At 73.4% G+C, this 22,093-nt stretch carries 23 protein-coding genes and 1 riboswitch; of the genes, 13 read left to right on the forward strand and 10 right to left on the reverse strand.

Annotated elements, in window-relative coordinates:
- Positions 1–174: 174 nt before the first annotated feature.
- On the forward strand, positions 175–363 hold the full coding sequence (gene tatA / locus ACFQRI_RS23365; RefSeq protein ID WP_380672070.1) for a Sec-independent protein translocase subunit TatA: 189 nt from the start codon (positions 175–177) through the stop codon (positions 361–363).
- Positions 364–367: 4 nt separating this feature from the next.
- Here the strand turns inward: tatA and ACFQRI_RS23370 are convergent, their stop codons facing one another.
- Genes ACFQRI_RS23370 through ACFQRI_RS23385 form a run of 4 tightly spaced genes read right to left on the reverse strand, consistent with a single transcriptional unit; the run spans position 368 to position 5,404 of the window.
- Positions 368–2,086, reverse strand: a complete 1,719-nt coding sequence (locus tag ACFQRI_RS23370) for an ABC transporter permease subunit (protein ID WP_380672072.1) — start codon at positions 2,084–2,086, stop codon at positions 368–370.
- A complete protein-coding gene (locus ACFQRI_RS23375; protein ID WP_380672073.1) occupies positions 2,083–3,561 on the reverse strand; it encodes an ABC transporter substrate-binding protein in 1,479 nt (492 codons plus the stop codon). Before ACFQRI_RS23375 ends, ACFQRI_RS23370 begins: the two co-directional genes overlap by 4 nt.
- A 27-nt stretch (positions 3,562–3,588) precedes the next feature.
- Positions 3,589–4,863, reverse strand: coding sequence for an MFS transporter (locus ACFQRI_RS23380; protein ID WP_380672075.1), 1,275 nt, complete (start codon positions 4,861–4,863; stop codon positions 3,589–3,591).
- Positions 4,864–4,870: 7 nt separating this feature from the next.
- Complete coding sequence (locus tag ACFQRI_RS23385) at positions 4,871–5,404, reverse strand: GNAT family N-acetyltransferase (protein WP_380672077.1); 534 nt, start codon at positions 5,402–5,404, stop codon at positions 4,871–4,873.
- A 119-nt stretch (positions 5,405–5,523) separates the two neighbouring features.
- Here ACFQRI_RS23385 and ACFQRI_RS23390 point away from each other — a divergent pair, with 119 nt between their 5' ends.
- Positions 5,524–6,033, forward strand: a complete 510-nt coding sequence (locus ACFQRI_RS23390; RefSeq protein WP_380672079.1) for a hypothetical protein — start codon at positions 5,524–5,526, stop codon at positions 6,031–6,033.
- 1 nt (position 6,034) lies between these two features.
- Here ACFQRI_RS23390 and ACFQRI_RS23395 read toward each other — a convergent pair whose 3' ends face one another.
- The gene (locus ACFQRI_RS23395; protein ID WP_380672081.1) at positions 6,035–6,223 is read right to left on the reverse strand and encodes a hypothetical protein; all 189 of its coding nucleotides are present in this window, start codon (positions 6,221–6,223) and stop codon (positions 6,035–6,037) included.
- 131 nt (positions 6,224–6,354) lie between these two features.
- Entirely contained in the window at positions 6,355–7,149 is a 795-nt protein-coding gene (locus tag ACFQRI_RS23400) for a DUF6597 domain-containing transcriptional factor (RefSeq protein WP_380672083.1), read from the reverse strand.
- Between the two features lie 117 nt (positions 7,150–7,266).
- On the opposite strand from ACFQRI_RS23400, the gene ACFQRI_RS23405 reads away from it, so the two are divergent.
- Entirely contained in the window at positions 7,267–7,707 is a 441-nt protein-coding gene (locus ACFQRI_RS23405) for a DUF3224 domain-containing protein (RefSeq protein WP_380672085.1), read from the forward strand.
- Here the strand turns inward: ACFQRI_RS23405 and ACFQRI_RS23410 are convergent.
- Positions 7,704–8,018, reverse strand: a complete 315-nt coding sequence (locus tag ACFQRI_RS23410; protein ID WP_380672087.1) for a DMT family transporter — start codon at positions 8,016–8,018, stop codon at positions 7,704–7,706. The genes ACFQRI_RS23405 and ACFQRI_RS23410 overlap by 4 nt on opposite strands.
- A gap of 9 nt (positions 8,019–8,027) precedes the next feature.
- A riboswitch (guanidine-III (ykkC-III) riboswitch) is annotated at positions 8,028–8,094 on the reverse strand.
- 175 nt (positions 8,095–8,269) lie between these two features.
- Here ACFQRI_RS23410 and ACFQRI_RS23415 point away from each other — a divergent pair.
- Complete coding sequence (locus ACFQRI_RS23415; RefSeq protein WP_380672089.1) at positions 8,270–8,677, forward strand: hypothetical protein; 408 nt, start codon at positions 8,270–8,272, stop codon at positions 8,675–8,677.
- Between the two features lie 441 nt (positions 8,678–9,118).
- Here the strand turns inward: ACFQRI_RS23415 and ACFQRI_RS23420 are convergent, their stop codons facing one another.
- Positions 9,119–9,979 carry a carbon-nitrogen hydrolase family protein gene (locus ACFQRI_RS23420; RefSeq protein WP_380672091.1) on the reverse strand — a complete coding sequence of 287 codons (861 nt, stop codon included), beginning with the start codon at positions 9,977–9,979 and terminating at the stop codon, positions 9,119–9,121.
- A gap of 148 nt (positions 9,980–10,127) precedes the next feature.
- Between ACFQRI_RS23420 and ACFQRI_RS23425 the strand changes: the two genes are divergently transcribed.
- Complete coding sequence (locus ACFQRI_RS23425) at positions 10,128–11,549, forward strand: MBL fold metallo-hydrolase (protein ID WP_380672093.1); 1,422 nt, start codon at positions 10,128–10,130, stop codon at positions 11,547–11,549.
- 3 nt (positions 11,550–11,552) lie between these two features.
- Here ACFQRI_RS23425 and ACFQRI_RS23430 read toward each other — a convergent pair whose 3' ends face one another.
- Entirely contained in the window at positions 11,553–12,188 is a 636-nt protein-coding gene (locus ACFQRI_RS23430) for a DEAD/DEAH box helicase family protein (RefSeq protein WP_380672095.1), read from the reverse strand.
- A 531-nt stretch (positions 12,189–12,719) separates the two neighbouring features.
- On the opposite strand from ACFQRI_RS23430, the gene ACFQRI_RS23435 reads away from it, so the two are divergent.
- The 7 genes from ACFQRI_RS23435 (at position 12,720) to ACFQRI_RS23465 (ending at position 19,410) form a co-directional block, all read left to right on the forward strand.
- Positions 12,720–13,205, forward strand: a complete 486-nt coding sequence (locus ACFQRI_RS23435; RefSeq protein WP_380672097.1) for a GNAT family N-acetyltransferase — start codon at positions 12,720–12,722, stop codon at positions 13,203–13,205.
- Positions 13,206–13,270: 65 nt separating this feature from the next.
- A complete protein-coding gene (locus tag ACFQRI_RS23440; protein WP_380672099.1) occupies positions 13,271–14,275 on the forward strand; it encodes a methyltransferase in 1,005 nt (334 codons plus the stop codon).
- 56 nt (positions 14,276–14,331) lie between these two features.
- Positions 14,332–14,454 (forward strand): type B 50S ribosomal protein L36, encoded by a 123-nt coding sequence (ykgO, locus tag ACFQRI_RS23445; protein WP_093416249.1) that lies wholly within the window; start codon positions 14,332–14,334, stop codon positions 14,452–14,454.
- A 35-nt stretch (positions 14,455–14,489) separates the two neighbouring features.
- Complete coding sequence (locus tag ACFQRI_RS23450) at positions 14,490–15,299, forward strand: class I SAM-dependent methyltransferase (protein ID WP_380672101.1); 810 nt, start codon at positions 14,490–14,492, stop codon at positions 15,297–15,299.
- An 85-nt stretch (positions 15,300–15,384) separates the two neighbouring features.
- Positions 15,385–16,152, forward strand: coding sequence for an acetoin reductase (locus tag ACFQRI_RS23455; protein WP_380672103.1), 768 nt, complete (start codon positions 15,385–15,387; stop codon positions 16,150–16,152).
- Between the two features lie 51 nt (positions 16,153–16,203).
- Positions 16,204–17,475 carry a helix-turn-helix domain-containing protein gene (locus tag ACFQRI_RS23460; RefSeq protein ID WP_380672105.1) on the forward strand — a complete coding sequence of 424 codons (1,272 nt, stop codon included), beginning with the start codon at positions 16,204–16,206 and terminating at the stop codon, positions 17,473–17,475.
- Positions 17,476–17,604: 129 nt separating this feature from the next.
- Positions 17,605–19,410 (forward strand): NAD(P)/FAD-dependent oxidoreductase, encoded by a 1,806-nt coding sequence (locus ACFQRI_RS23465; RefSeq protein WP_380672106.1) that lies wholly within the window; start codon positions 17,605–17,607, stop codon positions 19,408–19,410.
- Between the two features lie 61 nt (positions 19,411–19,471).
- Here the strand turns inward: ACFQRI_RS23465 and ACFQRI_RS23470 are convergent, their stop codons facing one another.
- On the reverse strand, positions 19,472–20,068 hold the full coding sequence (locus ACFQRI_RS23470) for a TetR/AcrR family transcriptional regulator (protein WP_380672108.1): 597 nt from the start codon (positions 20,066–20,068) through the stop codon (positions 19,472–19,474).
- A gap of 114 nt (positions 20,069–20,182) precedes the next feature.
- On the opposite strand from ACFQRI_RS23470, the gene ACFQRI_RS23475 reads away from it, so the two are divergent.
- A complete protein-coding gene (locus tag ACFQRI_RS23475) occupies positions 20,183–22,075 on the forward strand; it encodes a primary-amine oxidase (RefSeq protein ID WP_380672110.1) in 1,893 nt (630 codons plus the stop codon).
- Positions 22,076–22,093 lie beyond the last annotated feature (18 nt).

Consider the following 22,093-nt stretch of genomic DNA (forward strand, 5'->3'; position numbering starts at 1 on the left):
TCCGGGCCGTCGGCCGAGAACCGCTGTCGGTGACCTCGGGGAGCGGGCGCGACGCCGGGCGCCCGAATCGCGCGCCGGGTGCCGCCCCGCGCGCGGTTCGGGGCGCGGCCGGCCGGTAAGCTCGTGAGGTAGGCGAACGACCGCCGCCGAGGCGGGAAGCGGGGAGGGCACATCATGGGAGCGTTCAGCGCGTGGCATTGGCTGATCGTCATCGCGGCGGTCGTGCTGCTGTTCGGGTCGGCCAAGCTGCCGCAGATCGCCCGCTCCGTGGGCCAGTCCGCTCGGGTCCTCAAGGCCGAGGCCCGCGGGCTCAAGGAGGACGAAGCAGCTGCCGAGCGGGACGCGAAGCGAGACGAGAGCTGACCGCTCAGCGCCCGGTCCGGGCCAGACCCGCGACCAGCCCGAGCAGGGCGAGTCCCAGCGCCGGGACCGCGACCGCCCACGGCGCCGACTCGGCGTAGGGCAGCGAGGTCGACAGCATCGCGCCCCACTCCGCCGAATCGTGCGGCGCGGCCAGTCCGAGGAACCCCAGACCCGCCAGCGCCAGCGCGTTGTGCGGGATGCGAACCAGCGCGTGCCGCAGCAGCGGGGGCAGGATCACCGGCAGCACGTGCCGCAGCAGGATCCGCGCGCGCCCCGCGCCCAGCGCCCGCGCGGCACGCACGAAACCCGCGGCGCGGACCTCGGCGGCCAGCGTGCGCGCGTGAACGGCCAGCGGGATCCACGCCACCGCGCACACCGCCGCTCCCGCGCCCAGCAGACCCGGTCCGGCCACCGCCGCGGCGATGATGCCCGCCAGCACCGGCGGCACCGCGTTGAGCACGTCGGTCAGCGCGGCCAGGGCGCGCGCCCGCGCGGTACCCACCAGCAGGCCGAGGACGAGCGCGATCGCGCTGATCGCCAGCGCCGCGCCGATGCTGAGCAGGGCTCCGTGCCCGAACCGGGCGAGCAGGTCGCGGCCGAGCTCGTCGGTGCCGAACGGGGCCTCGGCCGAGGGGGCGCCGAGCCGCTCGCTCAGCGCGACCGAGCTGGGGTCGCGGAGCAGGCCCGCGACCACCAGCGCCACCAGCAGTCCGGTCACGACCAGCGCCCAGCGCTGGTGACCGGCACCGCCGGCCGCGCCAGGGGTGAGCGCGCCGTCGCGCATCGCCGGGCCGAGCAGCCTGCGGTGCGCGAGCATCCCGGCCGCACCCAGCGCCAGCCCGATCAGCGTCAGCAGCGCCACGCACGCCTGCACCACCGGCAGGTCCTGCGCGAGCACCGCCTCCAGCGCGGTGGACCCCAGGCCGGGGATCGCGAAGAGCGTCTCGACCACGATCCCGGAACCGAGCAGCCCCACGAACAGCAGCACCACCTGCGGCAGCGCGACCGCCACCGCGCGCCGCAGCACCGCGGCGGCCGTGGTCGCGCGGCGGAAACCGGCGGCGCGCCAGGTCCGCACCCACGGCTCGGCCAGCGTCGCGTCGACGGCACCGGACAGCACCCGGCCGAGCACCCCGGCCGCGGGCAACCCGAGGGCCAGAGCGGGCAGCGGGATGTTCTCCGGACCCGACCAGCCCGAGGTCGGCGCGAGCCCCAGGTGGACGCCCAGCGCGGTCAGCAGCGCGGTCCCCACCAGGAACTCCGGGAGCGCGCCCAGCAGCGCGCCGGTCGCCAGCGCACCACCGCCGACGCCGCCACCGGAACCGGCCGCGCGGCGCAGGCTCGGCGCGAGCAGCAGCAGCGCGCAGACCAGGCAGACCACCGCGGCCGAGGCGGCCAGGGACAGCGAGATCCCCAGCGGCTGGACGATCGAGTCGGCCACCGGGGCTCCGGAAACCCAGGAACGCCCCAGGTCGCCGTGCAGGGCACCGGCCAGCCAACCCAGCGCCCCGCTGACCGCGTCGTCCGGGATGCCGACGTCCTGCCGGATCGCCGCCAGCACCGCGGGGTCGAGCTCGCGCTCGGCCGAGCGGGCGCGCAGCACCGTCTGCGCGGGATCGTCCCCGCTCAACCACGGCAGCGCGCCGACGACCAGCGCCAACCCGACGACCGAGCCGAGCGCGATCACCGCGCCGCGGGCCGCGGCGAGAGCGCTCGCCGTCATGCGCCGGCCGTGGTCTCGGCGGTGATCAGCCTGCGCTCGAAGACGTCCTCGGCCACGCCCGAGACGCCCTCGGCGAGCCCGACGCGGGTGCGCTCGTGCACCAGCGGAACCACCGCGTCCGAGGCCAGCACCCGGCCGGAGATCCGCACCGCGGCGCGCTGCCGCTCCGGCATCTCCTCCCGCTCGGCGCGGTCGATCGCGGCGTCCACGGCCGGATCGCACAGCTGCGCCAGGTTGTAGGAGCCCGCGCAGCCGAAGTCGGTGCGCAGGTAGCCCAGCGGGTCCCCGGTGTCCAACGCGTTCGAACGCGCTCCCACCACCAGGTCGAAAGCGCCGCCGAGCAGCTCGGATTCGATGGTGGAGTACTCCTGCGCCCGCACTTCCCGCACGTCGAAGCCGGCTTCGCGCAGGTTCTCGGCCAGCACCGAGGCGATCTCGGGCAGCTCCGGGCGCTCGTCGTAGGTGGCGATGCGCACCGGTCGGCCGCGCGGGTGGGCCGGCGGCGTTCCGCGCTGCGGCGCGGGGTTCTTCGCCCAGGTGCTGGCCGGGCCGAACAGGCCGCGGGCGGTGTCGGCGTGCCCGGAGTACACACCGGAGGCCAGCGCCCCCGGGTCGATCGCCGCGCGGGCCGCCGCGCGCATCGCGGGATCGGCGAACGTACCGCTGCGGGTGTTGAGGTGGGCGCTGACCAGGCGCGGCAGCGGCAGCTCGACCACGCGCTGCGAGTCCAGCGAGGGCAGCTGCGAGACCGGCACGGTGTCGATCACGTCGACCTCACCGGCGCGCAGCGCGTTGACCCGCGCCGTGCCGTCGGAGATGAACCGCGCGTCGATGCCGGAAGCCTTCGGCGCCCCGCCCCAGTACCTGTGGTTGGCCCGCAGCGCGGCGCCGGCCTGGCCCCGGACCTCTTCGAGGACGTACGGGCCGGTGCCGGTGCCGATCGGGTTCGGCGCGCTCGGGTCCCGGTAGGCGGACGGCGCGAGGATCGCCAGGTTCGGCGAGGTCAACCGCTGCGCCAGCACCGGATCCGGTGCGCCGGTGGAGACCTCCAGGGTGCGCTCGTCGATCGCCTCGGCGGTCAGCCGCACGCCGTCCAGGGCCCGCGGCGGGGTGGTCGCCCGCGCCGCGCGCCGCAGCGCGCCGGCCGCGCTCTCGGCGGTCAGCGGCGTGCCGTCGTGGAAGGTCACCCCGGGGCGCAGGGTGAGGCGCAGCGCGTCCGGCCGCGGCTGGGTCCAGCTCTCCGCCAGACCCGGCTTCGCCGTTCCGTCCCGGTCGAGCACCGCGAGAGTCTCGGTCGCGCCGAGCCTGCTCAGCAGCTGCGCGTCGTCGCTGTAGATCGACATCGCCGCCTTCGGCGCGAAGGACAGCGCCACGCCCAGCCGGTCGCCGGCACCGCCCCCGGTGCTGGCGAAGCAGCCGGACAGCAGCAGCAACCCGGCCAGCGCGACGGATAAGCGCGCGATCTTCGAGCGCATGGGACCTCCAGAAGTACTCAGGTCGAACTAGGGGCGGGCGGATCGCCGGGCGAGGACCAGCAGCACCACCCCGCCGAGCGCGGGCAGCGCCGCCAGCACCAGCCAGGGCACCACCGCCAGCGGGCCCGGTCGTCCGGCGAGGTCGAGCAGCCCGCCCACCCCGCCGCTGCCGAGCAGAACCGCCAGGCCGCCCGCCGAGGACAGGAACCCGAAGTGCGAGCCGAGATCCTCCCCGTCGGCCAGCCGCGGAACCAGGTCCTGGGCGACCGGGACCGCCAGCATCTGGCCGAAGCTGAGCAGCACCACGAAGCACACCGCGGGCGCCAGCGCGAAGCCTCCCGGCAGCGGCGGCCACGGCGCCCACGCCGCCACCGCGGCGAACGACAGGCTCAGCAACCCGAACCCCAGCGGAAGCGCCCGACCGGCACCCAGCCCGGACCGCGCCCACGAGGCCAGCGGCAGCTGCCCGAGCACCACCAGCACCGAGGCGAGGGCGAACATCCAGCCGAGCGCCCAGCCGGCACCCGCCCGCCCCAGCTCGACCGGCAGCGCCAGGTAGAGCTGGTTGTAGCTGAGCAGGTAGGCGCTGTAGGCGGCGGCGAAGACCAGGAACGTGCGATTGCGCGCGATCCGCGCCCAGCCGGCCAGGAACGGCCGCGGCTCGCGGGTGCCGCGCGGCAGCATCCGGGCGTGCGCGAGCAGGATCAGCACGAAGACCCCGGCCGCCACCGAGCACGTCAGCGCGAAGTCGACGCCCAGCAGCGCCGCCCCGAGCAGCGGACCGGTGACCGCGCCGACCTCGCCGCACACCGCGAACAGCCCGAAGAGCTCGGTGCGGGTGATGATTCCGCGCTCCTCCAGGTCGGTCCCCCGCTCGGCGAGCGCCGATTCGACCGCGGGGGAGAACAGCGCGGCGGCGAATCCGATGAGGACCGTGCCGGCCAGCACGGTCGCGAAGTCCCCTGCCGCGGCGAGCACCACGAAGCCGAGCACGCGCAGCGCGCAGCCGGTGAGCACCGTCGGCCGGATGCCGAAGCGGTCGGACAGCGCGCCGCCGAGGGCGAACATGCCCTGCTGGCTGAAGGTGCGCACCCCGAGCACGATCCCGATGGCCCAGCCGGCCATCGCCAGGTCCTCGGCCAGGTGCGTGGCCAGGAAGGGCACGACCAGGTAGAAGCCGATGTTGAAGGCGAGCTGGGTCAGCAGCAGCAATCGGGGCAGCGCCGGCAGCTCCCGCAAGCGGGACAGCGATGACCAGCGGCGGGAGGCCGGTTTCGCGCGGGTGGTCGTCTCATCGGGCACCGCGCGATCACACCTGGGGCATCGGGACTTCGAAGTGGACGATCCCGTTGCCGCCGGGCTCGCCCCGCTCGTCGTGGACCTCCTTGGCAAGGCTGCGCCAGAAGGGTTCGGCACCTTCGATCGCCGGGTCGGTGTGCAGGTAGATCGAGTCGTAGCGCTCCGCGCTCGCGATGAACGCGCATGCCCGCTCCACCAGCGCCCCGGCCAGCCCGCGGCGGCGGTGCCCCGGGTCGACGTAGACCCGGGCCAGCTGGGCGGCGTCGGCGTAGCGCTCGGCCAGCCAGGCGGGGTTGGGCGGGTTCTTCGGGCCTCCGGCGCGCACGCCCGCGGTGCCCACGACCCGCTCGCCGTCGACCGCCACGAACAGCGCGTTGCCCGGGCGGCGCAGGTAGGTCTCGTGGATGTCGATCACGTCGGTGTGCCACTGGGGCACGTAGCCGTGCCCCATGACCAGGTAGAAGGTGTCGAACATGAGCTTGCGCGCACCTTCGACGTCCTCCGGCCGCGCCATCCGCAGCTCGTAGGCCCCCACCTCGGACACCGGCCACCTCCGCAACGCCAGAACACGGTCCGAACCACTCTCATGCTGTAGCAAATCATTTGCAACAGTTCTGACGAATGGATCACCCCCGCAACCGCCCCGCGTGCTACGAAACGGAGATGGGGGACGAATTCCGGCGCCGCGCGGTGGTGTGGTGCGCCTGCGGCGCCTTCGCGGCCGCGCTGCCCACCGTCGTGTGGCGACTGCTCCTGGCCGCCGGTTTCGAGCTCGGCACACCGGCCGAGTGGCGCGCCGCCCAGGACATCCCGGGCAGCGGCACCTGGTACGTCCTCGGCCTGTCGCTGGTGCAGCTCGCCGCTGCCGCGTGCTCGTTCGCGCTGGTGGTCGACCTGCGCGGGCTCCTCCCGCGTCGGGTGCCGAGCGCCGTGCGGCGAGCGGTCCCGGCGGCGATCGCGACGGCGGCCCTCCTCGGCGCCGTGCCGCTGGCCGTGCTGGTGGTCATGTCCGTCGTGGCCCGGGACGCGGTCGACCCCTTCGCGGGCCGCCCCTACGGCGCCTGGGCGTGGCTCTCCGCGTCGGCGTACCTCTGCGCGGTGCTCTGGCCGCCCCTGCTGGCCTCCGCCGCCATCGCCCACCTGCTCGGCGACCGTCGCGCGGTGCCCCGCTGACTCAGGCGGCGTGCCGTGCCTGCGCGGGTTGGAGCCCGGTGATCACGTGGTCGGCGAGCTCCAGGAACTCCTCGAGCTCGGTCGGGTCGGCGGTGTCGATCTCGTCGATGGCGGTGGTCACCGCCAGTTCCGCGAGCAGGTCCTCGACGTTCGAGCGCACTCGGCGAGTGCGCGGGAACAGGTGCTCCATTGCGAATCCCCTCTCGTGCTTCGCGATGCCGGTGGGACTCGCGAACGGGCTTCGCGGATCCGCTTCCACCGCCGGAGAACTCGAAGGTGTGGAACCCGTCCGCGGTTGGTGACGCGCCGTGGCGGGAGCGATCAGGTCGTGCCCGGGTCCCGCTGGTACATCGCTGGCGGGGTGCCGACCACCTGGGTGAACACCCTGGTCAGGTGGGCCTGGTCGCTGAACCCGAGCCGGTCGGCCAGCGCTGCCCAGTCCACCGCTTCGCCGGAGTGCGCGGCCGCGGTGGCGTCCAGGATGCGCGAGCGCTGGATCACCCACTTCGGTCCGACTCCGACGTACTCGGAGAACAGCCGCTGCAGGCTGCGCAGGGTCAGGCCGGCGTGGCGGGCGAGCTGCTCGGCGCGCACGATCCCGCTGCGCCGCTGCACCTCGCCGACCAGGTCGGTCACCCCGCGGCCGGTCGGGTCCGGTTCGGGGGACAAGCTCAGCAGGTAGTCCTCCACGGCTCGCACCATCGGCTCGCTCGCCTCGCTCGCGGCGATGCGCTCGGCGGCGGGGCGGTCGTCGCGACCGAGCAGGTCCAGGCCGGGCCGCACGGTCCCGGCGATCGAGGCCACCGAGGACCGCAGGACCGCGCGGAAGCCGCCGGGGTGGAACGCCGCGCCCAGCACGTGCCCGGTGCCGGTCAACGTGCGGAAGAAGGGCTCGCGCGAGACCCCGTGCACCAGCAGCCGCCCGTGCTCGCCGGCGAGGTGGACGCGCGGCTGGGGCACCACCTGCTGGCGGTGCTCGGTGACCCGCCAGCGCACCAGCCAGTGGTAGTCGACGAACTCGGCGAGCCGCGGATCCGGTGCGATGCGCTCGACGTCGAAGGCGCGCTCACCCGCCTTGGGACGCACGATCGCCTCGGGTCTCCCGACTTTCCGCACGCGTCGAGGGTACGGGGTCGGGTCGCGACGCGGCGCGAACCGCGTTCCAGGAGCCGGGATCCGAGCCGTCGCGTTTGTTCAAGACCGGGCGCAGCGGCGGTTCGTAGCGTCCTCTCCATGAGTTACGCGCACGAGGCCACCTGCCGCTTCAACGTCACCGCCTGGTCCGAGCACCTGGTCGCCGACATCGACGGCGAGGGGGTCACCGCCGGTTCGGCGTACTACCCGAACCGCGGCCTGACCCGCGCCGAGGTCACCTACTCCTACGCCGGGGACGTCGAGGGAACCGGCTCGCTGACCTACCTGATCGCCTACAAGGCCGACGCCGCACCGGTGCTCGGCCTGGAGCGCTTCGAGGGCTCCATCGGCGGCCACGAGGGGACCTGCGTGTTCCGCCGGACCGGCGAGCAGGACCAGGGATCGGTGACCGAGCACCTCGAGGTCGTGCCCGGCATGGGCACCGGGGGACTGGCCGACCTGCGAGGCGAGGCCCGGGTCCTGGTCGCCGGGCACGGCGACGACGGCTACGAGCTGGTGCTGGCCTTCGACATCGGCTAGTGCACGAGCTTGAGCCCGGCGACCCCGCTGATGATCATCAGCAGGAAGAGGACCTTGAGCACCGAGACGGCTTCGGCGCCGGTGGTCATCGCGTACACCACGGTCAGCACGGCGCCGATGCCGACCCACACGGCGTACGCGGTGCCCAGCGGCAGGTCGCGCATGGCGTAGGCGAGCCCGCCCATGCTGACGGCCAGCGCGGTGACGAACAGCACCGACGGCCACAGCCGGGTGAAACCCTCGGACTTGTCGAGCGCCGTGGCCCACACGGCCTCGAACGCACCGGACAGCACCAGCACGATCCACGACATGACTGCCTCCGCGGGCCGTCTTGTCGTGGTCCGGGTACGGCACCCCTCGTCCGGGAGGTCGATCGCCGACCTCTTCATCCCAAGTTCGCACACCGCACGACCGGGGGCAATGTCAACCCGGTCACCGTCCGCCGCCCGCAGCGGTGCGGCCGGAATCGCGCACCGGAGACGTGCAGTCCCGCCGAAACGGGGCGGGCGCGGTACTTTGGGCAGGTCGTCATGTTCGCCGCGCGGGCTCGGGAGGACTCGGCATGGGGGACGGCGGCGCGGTCGCGCGGGTGGACCTGCGGTCGTGGGAGGTGGAGGACGGGGCGCCCACCGCCGACCCGCTCGCCACCGGGTTGTTCGTCTTCTCCGGCGCGGCTTCCGCGTTCGGGGTCGTCCTGGTGGTGCCGCAGCTGGTGACGTTGGCCGACGGGCGCACCTGGGCGCACGGCACCTACGCCGGGTTCGCGCTGGTGCTGCTCAGCGCGAACGCCGGGGTGTGCCACCGGGTGCTGCGGCGCCGGTTCGGCGCCCGGTCGTCGTCGAGCTGCGCGAGCTGCTCGAAGTCGTCGCCGCGGAGGGCGCCCGGGGCCGGGAGCGGCTGGCTCGGGAGGACCCGGGAGCGCTCGCGGCCTAGCGCGGTCGGGCCCGCGAGCGGTTCCGCCACAACCTGAGCACCCGGTGCGAGATCGCGGCCCTGGCCGACCGGTTGGGCTGGCGGTGGTTGTGCGATCGGGAGGTCCGGAGGATGCGCGCGGTCGGGGAACCGCTCGTGCAGGAGGCCGAGTGAGGGCCGCCTCGTCGCGCGGGACCGCCGGCCGCGCGCGGCCTTTCGCGCGACGAGGCGCTCCGCTGGGCGCGGCGGCTCCCCGGTGATCGAGGCCGTGCCGGGTGGCGGTGCGGATGACGTCGTCCGAGGTGTTGCGCGCCCAGGACTCGTTCATCGCGCCGTCGACGGACACCTCGTAGCGCAGCCCGTCGCGGGGCAGCGCGGGGACAGGCCCACCCGCACCACGCGGCGGTGATCCGCTACTCGAGCCGCGCGCGACCCGCCCGGACGCACGCTGCCGGAGGTGGACGGTAGGGCTCCGTCGTCCCGGCCGAACTGCTGCGCGCTACGGGGCGGGCTTCCAGCGCCCCGGGTCGATGCGGCCCTGGTACAGCGGGAGCCGCACGGGGTCGTCGGTGTCGTCGAAGTGGTCCCAGACCCGGGCCACCCCGGCCGTGCCCCTGCTGCGCACCCGCGCGACCTCGTCGAGGTCGACCTCACCGGTGAGCACCGCCGGGTCCGGCCCGGGGGCCTCGGCGAGCACCCGCCCCTCGGGGTCGACGGCGAGGCTGTGCCCGCGCCCCTCCGGGCCGGCCTCGTTGACGCTGAGCACGAACACCTGGTTGGCGATGGCGTTCGCGCGGTTGAGGACGACCTCCTGCGGTCGGTCCGGGGTGGTCGTCTGCACCGGGTTGACGATCACCTCGGCGCCCATCCAGGCCAGGTGCCGGGCGGTCTCCGGGAACCACGCGTCGAAGCAGATCGAGAACCCGACGCGGCCGAGGTCAGGTGCGTCGAACACGACGAACTCGCCGCCGCGCCGGTAGGGCTCGTAGGGCCGCCACGGGAAGATCTTGCGGTAGCTCGCGGCGAGCTCGCCCTCCGGGGAGAACGCCAGCGCGGTGTTGAACGGCTCGCCACCGCTGGTCTCGCAGACCGTGCCCGGCAGCAGCCACACGCCCAGGTCGCCGGCCAGCTCGGCGAGCGCGCGCACGCGCGGCCCGTCGAGCGGCTCGGCGCACGCGCGCAGCCGCTCGTGCGCTCCCGGGCCGCTGGCCCCGCACAGGTGCAGCTCCGGGTAGGCCACCAGCGCACCTCGCGGCAACCCGGAGCTCACGCGCTCAACGTCGGTGGCGAAGTTCGCCATCGGCTCGCCGATGGGCGAGCGCGGAGCCTGGACCAGCGCGTACGTCAGAGCACGGGGCATGCGCAGAACATACCTGCCCGCTTCGGACTCCTGTTCGGTCCCGCTCGGGGTCAGGAAAAGCGATCGGCGGGCTCGGCGGACGTGCGATTCGCGCGTTCGGCGGGACAGTGGAGGCATCGGGTCGGTTGCGAGGTCGAGAGGGGCCACGATGACTGCGCTGGACGTGGTGAAGCAGGAGGAGCGCCTGCCCGGTGGGCTGGCGGTCGAGGTGATCGAGACGTCCTCGCTGGGGGACCGCAGCTACCTGGCGTCCGACGGCGAGGTGGCGGTGGTGGTCGATCCGCAGCGGGACGTCGACCGGGTGATCGCCGCGGCCGGGCGGTCGGGGGTGCGCATCGCGCTCGTGCTGGAGACGCACGTGCACAACGACTACGTCTCCGGTGGCCTGGAGCTCGCGCGGCTCACCGGGGCCGAGTACGGCCTGGCCGCTGCCGACGAGGTGCCGTTCGAGCGGCGCGGACTGGCCGAGGGCGACGTGGTGGAGCTCTCCGCGCGGCTGCAGGTGCGGGTGGTGGCCACTCCGGGGCACACCTTCCACCACCTGTCCTACGTGCTGGAGGGCGAGCAGGGCCCGGCCGGCGTGTTCACCGGGGGCTCGCTGCTGTTCGGGACCACCGGCCGCACCGACCTGCTGGGCGCGGAGCACAGCGAGGAGCTGGCGCGGCACCAGCACGCCTCGGCGCGCAAGCTTGCGGTGCTGCTGCCCGACGGCGCGCGGATCTGGCCCACCCACGGCTTCGGGAGCTTCTGCTCGGCGGGCAGCACGTCGGGCGATTCGGCCACGGTGGGCGAGCAGAAGCGGAACAACCCCGCGCTGACGCTGGCCGAGGGGGAGTTCGTCGAGCAGGCGCTGTCCGGTTTGGACGCCTACCCGGCGTACTACGCGCACATGGGCGTGCGCAACTCCGCCGGCCCCGAGCCGCTGGACCTGCGCGCCCCCGCCCGCGCCGAGCCCGACGAGCTGCGGCGCAGGCTCGAACGCGGCGAGTGGGTGGTGGATCTGCGCTCGCGCAGGGCCTACGTCGTCTCGCACCTGGCGGGCACCGTCAGCCTGGGGCTCGACGGGCCGATGGCGACCTGGCTGGGCTGGATGATCGACTGGGGCGCGCCGATCACGCTGCTCGGCGAGACGCGCGAGCAGGTCGGCGAAGCTCAGCGGGAGCTCGCGCGCATCGGCATCGACCGCTTCGCCGGCGCCGCGGTGGGAGATCCGGACGAACTGGCGGTCGACGGCGAGCAGCTGCGCTGCACCCGCACCGCGAGCTTCGCGGACCTGGCCGCGGCGCTCTCCGGGTCGAACGGTGCGCTTCCGGCCCCGGACGCGGTGCTGGACGTGCGCACCAACAACGAGTTCGCCACCTCCCACGTCGCGGGCGCCGCGCACATCCCGCTCTACGAGCTGGCGGACCGGATCGGCGAACTGCCGCGGGGCACGGCGTGGGTGCACTGCGGCAGCGGGTACCGCGCCGCCGCGGCGGCCTCGCTGCTGGAGGCCGCCGGGCGCGCGGTCGTGCTCGTCGACGACCAGTTCAGCAACGCCGCCGACGCCGGTGTGCCGATCACCGCGTGACGCTCACCCGCGCGCGAACCACCCGGCGCGGAACACCGGTGCCTCGCCGCGCACCGCTCGCTCGCACCACCGGACCACTTCGGCACCGACCTGCTGCGGCGCGAGGTGGGAGGTGTCCAGGACCGTCATGGCCCACTCGGGCCCGGGGGAGCGTCCGACCCAGCGCTCCCAGCGCATCGCCTGCCAGGCGTCGCCGGTCACCGCTTCCGGGAGGTGACCCGGGTCGACGGCGTGCGCGCGCAACCAGGCGGCGAAGGCCTGGTGCAGCGGAACCAGCTCCGCGGGCTCGCCGCGCTCGGCGAGGCGGTCGAGATGCACCTCCTCGTCGACGTCGAGCAGGCACGCGGCGATGTCGATGCGGTCCGCGCTCGGTGCGGCGAGGGCCTCGCCGAGCGGCACCGGATCACCGGCGAACAGCAGGTGCTTGCCCTCGGACTCCAGCGCGATGGCGCGCCGGACCGCGGCCTCCACCTGCTCCTGGCGCCAGGCGATCGTCGGCACCGCGGGGACCGGGCCGAGGGTGAACAGCTCGGCGGTCTCGTAGCGCGCGTCGAGACGGCGGCGTTCGAACAGGTGACGCGCGTGCAGCCGCGCGGTGGTCTTGCCGACGCCGGAAGCGCCGGAAACGAGCAACAGCAACTCTTCTCCTTCGGGCACGACTCGAAAGGCACCGCGCACCAGCGGCGCCGGACCTCGGCGGAGCGGGATCAGCCGAGCCGGAAGAAGAACTGCTCCATCACGTCCCGGACCCTACGGCGCGCTTCCCGGCGCGGAAACCGAGTTTCCCGGCCGGTGCCGCACGCGGCGGAGCGGAGCACGTGGTGCTGGATCGCGGTGGTGGCCGCGCGCCCCGCGCCCAGTGCTCGGGGCCGTCGGGCCGGACGGCGATCGACACCGGTCGCGCCCGCGGGTGCCGGTTCTCCCGGACGCCCCGCCGAGGACGTCCTCGGCGAGACCGTTGCCCTGTCGGTGAGGACGACCTCGCCCGTCATGGTCAGCACCTCGCGGAAAAGGACTGGAACACCGGTGCTCGGAGCTGGCACGCTCCATCCGTGGCGTGCTGCGCGACGGAGCGCATCCGAGCCTGAGCCCCGGCTCCCGCCGGGGAGCCCGAGTCCGCCTCCGCAACCGGGGGCGGGTCCCGTCGTGCTCACCGAGGAGAAGCGCCCCATGCGAATCAGGACCTACGAGCGGGCCGACTTCCCGGCCCTGCTGGAACTCACCCTCGCCGTCTTCGCCTCCTTCCACGAGGACTCCTACCGCCCCCTGGTGGGCGAGACCGTCTTCGCCAACCGGCACGGGCATTGGCGCGAGGACTACCGCGAGCGGCTCGGCCGCGCGCACGACCCTCGAGCGGGCAAGCACGTCGCGGTCGCGGTGGTCGACGACGAGGTGGCCGGGTACGTCGGCTGGGTCGAGCAGGTCGAGCAGCGCCACGGCGAGATCGACATCCTCGCCGTGGCCGCCCGACATCGCCGCCGGGGCGTCGGGCGAGCCCTCGCCGAACACGCCATCGAGCACATGAGAACTGGCGACCTGCAGGTGGTCTCGGTCGGAACGGGCGGTGACCCCTTCCACGCTCCGGCCCGAGCGCTCTACGAGGACCTCGGCTTCACCCCGCTGCCGACCGTCAACTACACCCGGCCGTTGCGGTGAGCGCGGCACGTCGGTCGAATCGTGCCGCTCCCGATCGGGGACCGGCGGAGAGGAACAGGTCGGACATGGGAACTCCCGCGAAGCGCAGTGCTGGTGAGTTGGCCGATCTGGCGACGCCGATGGCCGTTCGGGTGGCCGCGACATTGAGCCTCGTGGAGCGGGCCGGAAGCGCCGGCACGACCGCGGAGCAGCTCGCCGAGGAGACGGGGGCGAACGCTCCCGCACTGCGGCTCCTGCTCGACCACCTCGTCACGGTTGGGGTTTTCGACGTCGACGGGGAGCGGTACCGGCCGACCGAGCTCGGTGCGCAGCTCCACGAGGACGCGCCGGGCGGGATCAAGCCGCTGCTCGACATCAACTGCTCCGGCGGGCGCGCCGAGCTCGCGTTCGTCGAGCTGCTCGGGACGATCACGACGGGCGCCCCGGCGTACCCGCGGCGGTACGGTACGGACTTCTGGTCGGACCTCGACGCTCGCCCCGAGCTGCGGCGCTCCTTCGACGCGCATATGAATTGGCGCTTCCGCGAACACGCCCCGCGCATCGCCCGGGGCTTCGACCGGGGTCGGTTCGCCGAGATCCTCGACGTCGGCGGGGGTGATGGCACGCTGCTGGCCGAGATCCTGCGCGCTCATCCGGGTGTCCGCGGCCGGGTCCTGGACGTCGCCGCGACCACCGCCGCCGCGGCCGCCCGGTTCTCGGCGGACGGTCTCGGTGATCGGGCGGGCGTGGTAGCGGGCAGCTTCTTCGAACCGCTGCCGACCGGTGCCGACGCGTGCCTGCTCTGCGATGTCTTGCACGACTGGGACGACCGGTGCGCTCGCGAGATGCTGGCCGGATGTCGGCGCGCGGTGGCCGATAACGGCGCGGTCGTGGTGATCGAACCGATCCGCGGCGCGGGCGTGGGGACCGCGAGGGACCTGCACATGCTCATGTGCTTCGGCGGTCGGGAGCGGGAGGTCGACGAGATCGCGGCTCTCGCTTCGAGCAGCGGCCTGGAGCTCCGCGGGCGCGTTCCGGTCTCCGAGGGGCGCACCGCCCTGGAGTTCGCTTCCGCTCCGAGCCAGTTTTGAAAACGGTTATCAATTGCAGTAGGGTGGTGCTGATCAGTCGACCTGGGAGGAGCGTCGTGAAGGTTCGGAAGTCGTTGCGGTCGTTGAAGCAGAAGCCGGGTGCGCAGGTGATCCGCCGGCACGGCAAGACCTTCGTGATCAACAAGAAGAACCCGCGCTACAAGGCGCGCCAGGGCTGACCGGGCGGATCATCGCCCCGGAGGGGAGCGAGCGGATGGGACGTCCGGCCAACACCGGGTCGCGCGAGGCGTTCGACGCCGCGGCCGCGGACTTCGCCGCGCTGGGGCGGTACCTGTGGGAGCCGGTCGCGACCGATGCGGTGGCGACCGCCGACCCGGGTCCCGGCGAGCGGGTGCTGGACGCCTGCTGCGGGACCGGTGCGTCGGCCATCCCCTCGGCTCGGCTGGTCGGGGAGGAAGGCCTGGTCGACGCCGTGGACGTCTCGGCGCCCATGATCGCCGAGCTGCGCGAGCGCGCATCCGGCATCGCGCAGCTGCGCGCCCACGAAGCCGATGTCACCGCCTGGGGCGGAGCCGGCTACGACCTGGTGCAGTCGGTGCTGGGCATCTTCTTCTTCCCGGACGTGCTCGACGGGACCCGGCGCCTGATCGGCATGGCGCGACCCGGCGGTCGCGTCGCGTGCACCATCTGGCGCCGCGGTGCCGTGGTGGCCGCGGGCGAGCAGCTCGGCCTCGCCATCGCCGACGTGCGGCGGACCGATCCGCCCGCGGAGCGGCCAGCGCACCTCATCGACCGGATCAACCAGCCCGGCCCCTTCGCCGAGTGGCTGCGCTCGCTCGGACTCGTCGAGGTGCGCGTCGCGGTGCACGAGCGCGCGCTGCCGATGACGCCCGGGGTCGCCTGGCTGCTGGTGCTCGGCTCGGGCTACCGCGGAGCCCTGACCGGCCTGCCGCCGGAGGTCGTCGCCGAGGTGCGCGACCGCTACCTGGCCCGCCTGCGCGAAGCGGGGATCGACGAGCTCGACACCACCACGCTGACCGGGACCGGTACCGCGCCGGTCTGATCGCAACCCCTCCGCAACCCTGGTGCGCCCGCCGATCCGCGCGGTCTGATCGACGAGGAGCCGGGCGACGCGGAGGAGGAGATCCATGGCACGGGTAGCACTGGTGACGGGAGCAGGACGCGGCATCGGTCGGGCGATCGCGCTGCGGTTGGCCGCCGACGGCCACGACATCGCGGTCAACGACGTGAACGCCGACGGGGCGGAGTCGGTCGCGCGGGAGGTCCGCTCGGCCGGTCGGCGGGCGGTCGCGGTGCCCGGCGACGTCTCGGACCGGGAGACCGTGTTCGGCGTGGTCGCCGATGCCGTCTCCGAGCTCGGCGGGCTGCACACCCACGTCAACAACGCGGGCGTGGCGCAGGTCAAACCGCTGCTGGAGGTCGAACCCGCCGAGCTGGAGCAGCTGTTCCGGGTCAACGTCTTCGGCGTCGTCTACGGGCTGCAGGCGGCCGCGGAGCACATGCGCGAGCACGGCGGCGGGAAGATCATCAACGCCGCCTCGATCGCGGGTCACGCCGGCTTCGACTACCTCGGCGCCTACTCGGGCACCAAGTTCGGCGTCGTCGGGATCACCCAGGCCGCAGCGAAGGAGCTCGCCCAGCACGGCATCACCGTCAACGCCTACTGCCCGGGCATCGTGGGCACCGACATGTGGGACGACATCGACGCCCGCCTCGGCGGCTACCTCGGCCTGGCCAGGGGAGCGGCCATGGAGCAGTACGCCCAGGGCATCGCGCTCGGGCGGGTGCAGACGCCCGAGGACGTCGCCGGGTTCGTCGCCTACCTGGCCGGGCCCGACGCCGACTACATGACCGGGCAGTCGGTGGTGATCGACGGCGGTGTGGTCATGCGGTGAGGCCGCGCCCGCCCCCTTGGCCGCGGGTGAGATGTGGGACACACTGGGGCGGTGCGCCAGGAGAGCCTCGAAGCCGCGTTGCCGATGGGTGCCGACCCGCATCGCCACGCCCGCTTCCTCGCGCGGGTGCACGATGCGGCGGTCGCCGGCGAGCGGCCGCCCGCGCGGCCGCGCCCGGTGATCGACGCGTCCTGGCGGCGGATGCTGTCGCAGGGCATCGACCCCGAGCGGGGCTGCTGCGGGAATCCGCTGCCGCCCGAGGAGCTCGGGGAGCGCAGGCGCGGTTCGGCGCTCGCCGAGGTGCTGCCGCTGCTGCGCGGCAAGCTGGCGGGCGTCGCCGAGCAGACCGCGAACATCATGGTGGTCACCGACGCCGACGGGCGGGTGCTCTGGCGCGAGGGCAGCACCGCCGTGCGGCGCGACGCCGATTCGCTCGGGTTCGTCGAGGGCATGAGCTGGTGCGAGGAGTCCGTGGGCACCAACGCCATCGGCACCGCGCTGGTCACCCGGCTGCCGGTGCAGGTGTACTCCGCCGAGCACTACGTGCGCTCGCACCACACCTGGACCTGCGCGAGCGCACCGATGCACGACCCCAGGAGCGGTGAGCTGCTCGGCGCGGTGGACCTGTCCGGGCCCGCGGCCACGGTCAGCCCGACCACGCTCGCGCTGGTGCAGACCGTCGCGCAGCTGGCCGAGTCGCAGCTGCACGCCGTGCACGCCGCCGACCTCGAGCGGTTGCGCGCAGCCGCGGCGCCGATGCTCTCGCGGGTGGGCGGGCGCGCGGTGGTGACCGATCAGCAGGGCTGGGTGGCCGCCTCGGCCGGGGTGGTGCCGATGAACCGCGTGGCGCTCCCGGACGGGTGCGCCCCGGGTCGCGCGTGGCTGCCCGCGCTCGGCGACTGCGCGGTGGAGCCGGTGCAGGGCGGCTGGCTGGTGCGTCCGCTCGGCGAGGACTCCGTGGCCGAGGCCCGCGCCCGCGTGCTGCTCGACCTGCGATCCGCGCGGCAGGCCTGCCTGGAGGTCGTCTCCCCGTCGGGGCGGTGGAGCCACCCGCTGAGCCCGCGGCACGCCGAACTGCTGTTCCTGCTCGCGAACCACCCGGACGGGCGAACCGCGGCGCAGCTCGCCTCCGACGTGTTCGGCGACCCCGGCCGGACCGTGACCGTGCGCGCCGAGATGTCGCGGCTGCGGCGCCACCTCGGCGGCCTGCTCAGCCGCAGGCCCTACCGGTTCAGCGGGAACGTCGAGGTCGACGTGCTCCGGCCGGCGGACCCGGACTCGTTGCTGCCGCACTCCACCGCCCCGGCGGTGCGCGGCTGCTGAAGCCGCGATGCAACCCCCTGCAACCCGTGCGCGACCGGGTTCGGTCTGGCTTCATGGCACGTGGACGTGATCGCGGCCCCGCACCGGGTGCCGCGACCGGGGCAACGACGCCCGACCAGGAGGTAGTCCGTGAGCCAGACCGTGGAACGCAGCGCGAACCGAGCCCGCGTGGAGCACTGGATCTCCGAGTTCTCCGAGGCGATCGCCGCCCGCGACGCCGAGCGGGTGGTGGCGCTGTTCGCCGAGGAGAGCTACTGGCGCGATCTCATCGCGCTCACCTGGAACTTCATCACGCTCGAAGGGCGAGCGGAGATCGCCGACATGCTGCGCGCGACCCTGGAGCGCGCGGCCCCGCAGAACTTCACCGTGCTGGAGGAACCGACCGAGGCCGACGGGGTGACCGAGGCGTGGTTCTCCTTCGAGACCGCGGTGGGGCGCGGGACCGGACACCTGCGGCTCGTCGACGGCGCGGCGTGGACCTTGCTGACCACGCTGGACGAGCTCAAGGGCCACGAGGAGCCGTCGAATCACCGCAGGCCCAAGGGCACCGAGCACGGGGCCAACCCCGACCGCATCACCTGGCGCGAGCAGCGCGAGGCCGAGCTCGACGAGCTCGGCAGCGCCCGCCATCCCGAGGTGGTCATCGTCGGCGGCGGTCAGGGCGGCATCGCGCTGGGCGCGCGGCTGCGCCAGCTCGGCGTGCCCACGATCATCGTCGAGCGCAACGAGAAGCCGGGGGACTCCTGGCGCAAGCGGTACAAGTCGCTGGCCCTGCACGACCCGGTCTGGTACGACCACCTGCCCTACATCAAGTTCCCGGACAACTGGCCGGTTTTCGCGCCGAAGGACAAGATCGGCGACTGGCTGGAGATGTACGCGAAGGTCATGGAGCTCAACTACTGGGGCTCGACCACGGCGCTGAGCGCCAAGTACGACCCGGGCAACGGGCAGTGGGAGCTCGTCGTCGACCGCGCGGGCGAGGAGATCACGCTGCGGCCCCGCCAGCTGGTGATGGCGCTGGGCGTGTCGGGCAAGCCCAACGTGCCGGTGTTCCCCGGTCACGAGCGCTTCCGCGGCGACCAGCACCACTCCTCGCAGCACCCGGGACCGGACGCCTACCGCGGGAAGAAGGCGGTGGTCGTCGGCTCGAACAACTCGGCGCACGACATCTGCGCGGCGCTGTGGGAGCACGGGGCCGAGGTGACGATGGTGCAGCGCTCCTCGACCCACGTGGTGCGCTCGGACTCGCTGCTGGAGCACAGCCTGGCCCCGCTGTACTCGGAGGAGGCGGTGGCCTCGGGCATCGACACCCGCACCGCGGACCTGATCTTCGCCTCCATCCCGTACCGGATCCTCAACGAGTTCCAGAAGCCCGCCTTCGACGTGATCCGCGAGCAGGACGCCGAGTTCTACGGCCGGTTGGAGCGCGCCGGTTTCCAGCTCGACTTCGGCGAGGACGACTCGGGGCTGTTCATGAAGTACCTGCGCCGCGGCTCGGGCTACTACATCGACGTCGGCGCCTCGGAGCTGATCGCCAACGGCGACATCCGGCTGGCCCGAGGCCAGGTCTCCGAGCTGACCGAGACCGAGGTTGTGCTCGACGACGGAACCCGGCTGGACGCCGATCTCGTCGTCTACGCGACGGGTTTCGGCTCGATGAACGGCTTGGCCGCCGACATCGTGGGCCAGGAGGTCGCGGACAAGGTCGGCAAGGTCTGGGGGCTCGGCTCGAACACCACCAAGGACCCGGGCCCGTGGGAGGGCGAGGAGCGCAACATGTGGAAGCCCACCCAGCAGGAGGGGCTGTGGTTCCACGGCGGCAACCTGCACCAGTCCCGCCACTACTCGCTCTACCTGGCGCTGCAGCTCAAGGCCCGAGCCGAGGGCATCCCCACCCCGGTCTACGGCCTGCAGGAGGTCCACCACACCTCCTGAGGCGCAGTCCTTTCCGGCCGCGGAGTCCCCCGAGCACCCGCCGCTCGGGGGACTCCGCGGTTCAGCTGACGCGTCCGGTGAGGCCGTCCAGGAACGCGTCGATCATGCGGTGCAGCATCTCCGGCGTCGTCGCCGAGGTGAGGGTGCCGAGGGCTTGGACGCCGTTGAGCATCGCCAGCAGCTGCTCGGTGATGAGCTCGTCCGGCTCGCCGGTGCGCACCGAGCCGTCCGCGCGGGCCTGGGCCAGCAGGTGCCGGATCTGCTCGCGCCACACCGACATCGCCTCGGCGAACACCGATTCCAGCTCGGGATCGGTCAACGCGTGCTGCCAGAACGGGATCACCACGCGCGCCTCCAGCCGGGTGAGGTCCTCGGCGGGAACGGCCTCGCGGCAGAAGGCCCGCAGCGCGGCGAGCCCGGTGGCCTCGCCGAGGCGTTCGGCGATGCGCGCGTTGGTGTTGTCGAAGACGTGCGTGAACGCCGCCCGGAGGATCGCGTTCTTGTCCGGGAAGTAGTGCTTCAGCGCGCCGTTGGCCATGCCGAGCGTGGTGGCGATGGCGCGCATCGTCGTGCCGTCGATGCCGCGCTCGGCGATCAGCCGCCAGGTCGCCTCGACGATCTCGGTGCGCCGGCGGTCGTGGTCAACCTGCTTCGGCATGGCGAGCTCCGGTCGTGCGCATGACTTCAAGGTAATCGCCGCGGATTCCCCCTTGCGCCGCTGGCGCCGCTGCTTCACCCTTTCGTCTACACGTGGAGAAAAACGGAGGCCGTCATGCACACCGCTCCACCTCACCCGCTCAGCCCGCTGACCGCCGACGAGATCGCCCTCGCCCGCCGGGCGCTCGTCGGAGCCGACCTGCTGCCGGAGACCGCGCGGGTCGCGTACCTGGGCCTGGAAGAACCGCCGAAGGACGCGCTGGCCGGTTCCCCGGAACGCCTCGCGCGGGCCCTGCTGCACGACGCCGCCGCGCCGGGAGGATCCGACGTGCTGGTCTCGCTGACCGCCGAGCGCGTCGTCGAACAGCGGAAGCTCGACCCGGCCACCGAGGGCCAGCTGCCGGTGCTCGACGAGGAGTTCGGCCTCGTCGAGGAGGTCCTGCGCACCGACCAGCGCTGGTTGACCGCGCTGCAGGACCGCGGGCTCGACGCCGCCGACGTCCGGGTCGCCCCGCTGTCCGCCGGGGTGTTCGAGTACCCGGAGGAGCGCGGGCGGCGGATCCTGCGCGGGCTGGCGTTCGTGCAGGAGCACCCGAACGACCACGCCTGGGCGCACCCGGTGGACGGGCTGGTCGGCTACGTCGACGTGGTGAACAAGTCCGTCGACCAGGTCATCGACCTGGGAGCGATGCCGGTTCCGGCGGAGTCGGGCAACTTCGACGACCCGGCGGTGACCGGGCCCGCGCGGACCTCGCAGCGGCCGATCGAGATCACCCAGCCCGAGGGCGTGAGCTTCACCCTCGACGGGAACCTGCTCCGCTGGGAGAACTGGTCGCTGCGCATCGGGTTCGACGCCCGCGAAGGACTGGTGCTGCACCAGATCTCGTTCCGCGACGGCGACCGCGACCGGCCGATCTGCCACCGCGCCTCGATCTCGGAGATGGTCGTGCCCTACGCCGACCCCTCACCGGTGCGGTCCTGGCAGAACTACTTCGACACCGGCGAATACCTCATCGGCCGCTACGCCAACAGCCTCCAGCTCGGCTGCGACTGCCTCGGCGAGATCACCTACCTCGACGCCGTGGTGGCCGACGACTTCGGCCACCCGCACACCCTGCGCAACGCGATCTGCCTGCACGAGGAGGACCACGGGATCCTCTGGAAGCACACCGACCTGTGGGCGGGGTCCTCGGAGACCCGCAGGCAGCGGCGCATGGTGCTGTCGTTCTTCACCACCATCGGCAACTACGACTACGGCTTCTACTGGTACCTCTACCTCGACGGCACCATCGAGCTGGAGGTCAAGGCCACCGGAGTGGTGTTCACCTCCGCCCACCCGGGCGCCCACCACCCCTACGCCTCGCAGATCGCTCCCGGGCTCGGCGCGCCGTACCACCAGCACCTGTTCAACGCTCGCCTCGACATGGCCGTCGACGGCCCCGCCAACCTCGTCGAGGAGGTCGAGGTCGAGCGCGTGCCCGCGGGCCCGGACAACCCGCGCGGCAACGCCTTCAGCAAGCGCCACACGCCGCTGCGCAGCGAGTCCGAGGCCCAGCGGCGGGCCGACAACCGGCGGGGCCGGGTCTGGCACATCACCAACCCGAGCTCGCGCAACCGCCTCGGCGACCCGGTCGCCTACGCGCTGTTCCCGGAGGGCAACCCGGAACTGCTCGCGGCCGAGGAGTCGTCGATCCGGCGTCGCGCCGAGTTCGCCACCCGGCACCTGTGGGTCACCCGCTACGACCCCGCCGAGCGCTACGCCGCCGGGGACTTCGTCAACCAGCACCCCGGCGGTGCCGGGCTGCCCGCCTACGCCGCCGACGACCGCGACATCGACGGTCAGGACCTCGTCGTGTGGCACACCTTCGGGCTCACGCACTTCCCGCGCCCCGAGGACTGGCCGATCATGCCGGTGGACCACACCGGGTTCAAGCTCAAGCCGGTCGGCTTCTTCGACCGCAATCCCACCCTCGACGTCCCGCCCAGCGGCGGGAAGAGCTGTCACTGACGCGCGTTCGCGCGCGCC

The sequence above is a fragment of the Saccharopolyspora griseoalba genome (assembly GCF_042665275.1).
Classification (GTDB): domain Bacteria; phylum Actinomycetota; class Actinomycetes; order Mycobacteriales; family Pseudonocardiaceae; genus Saccharopolyspora; species Saccharopolyspora griseoalba.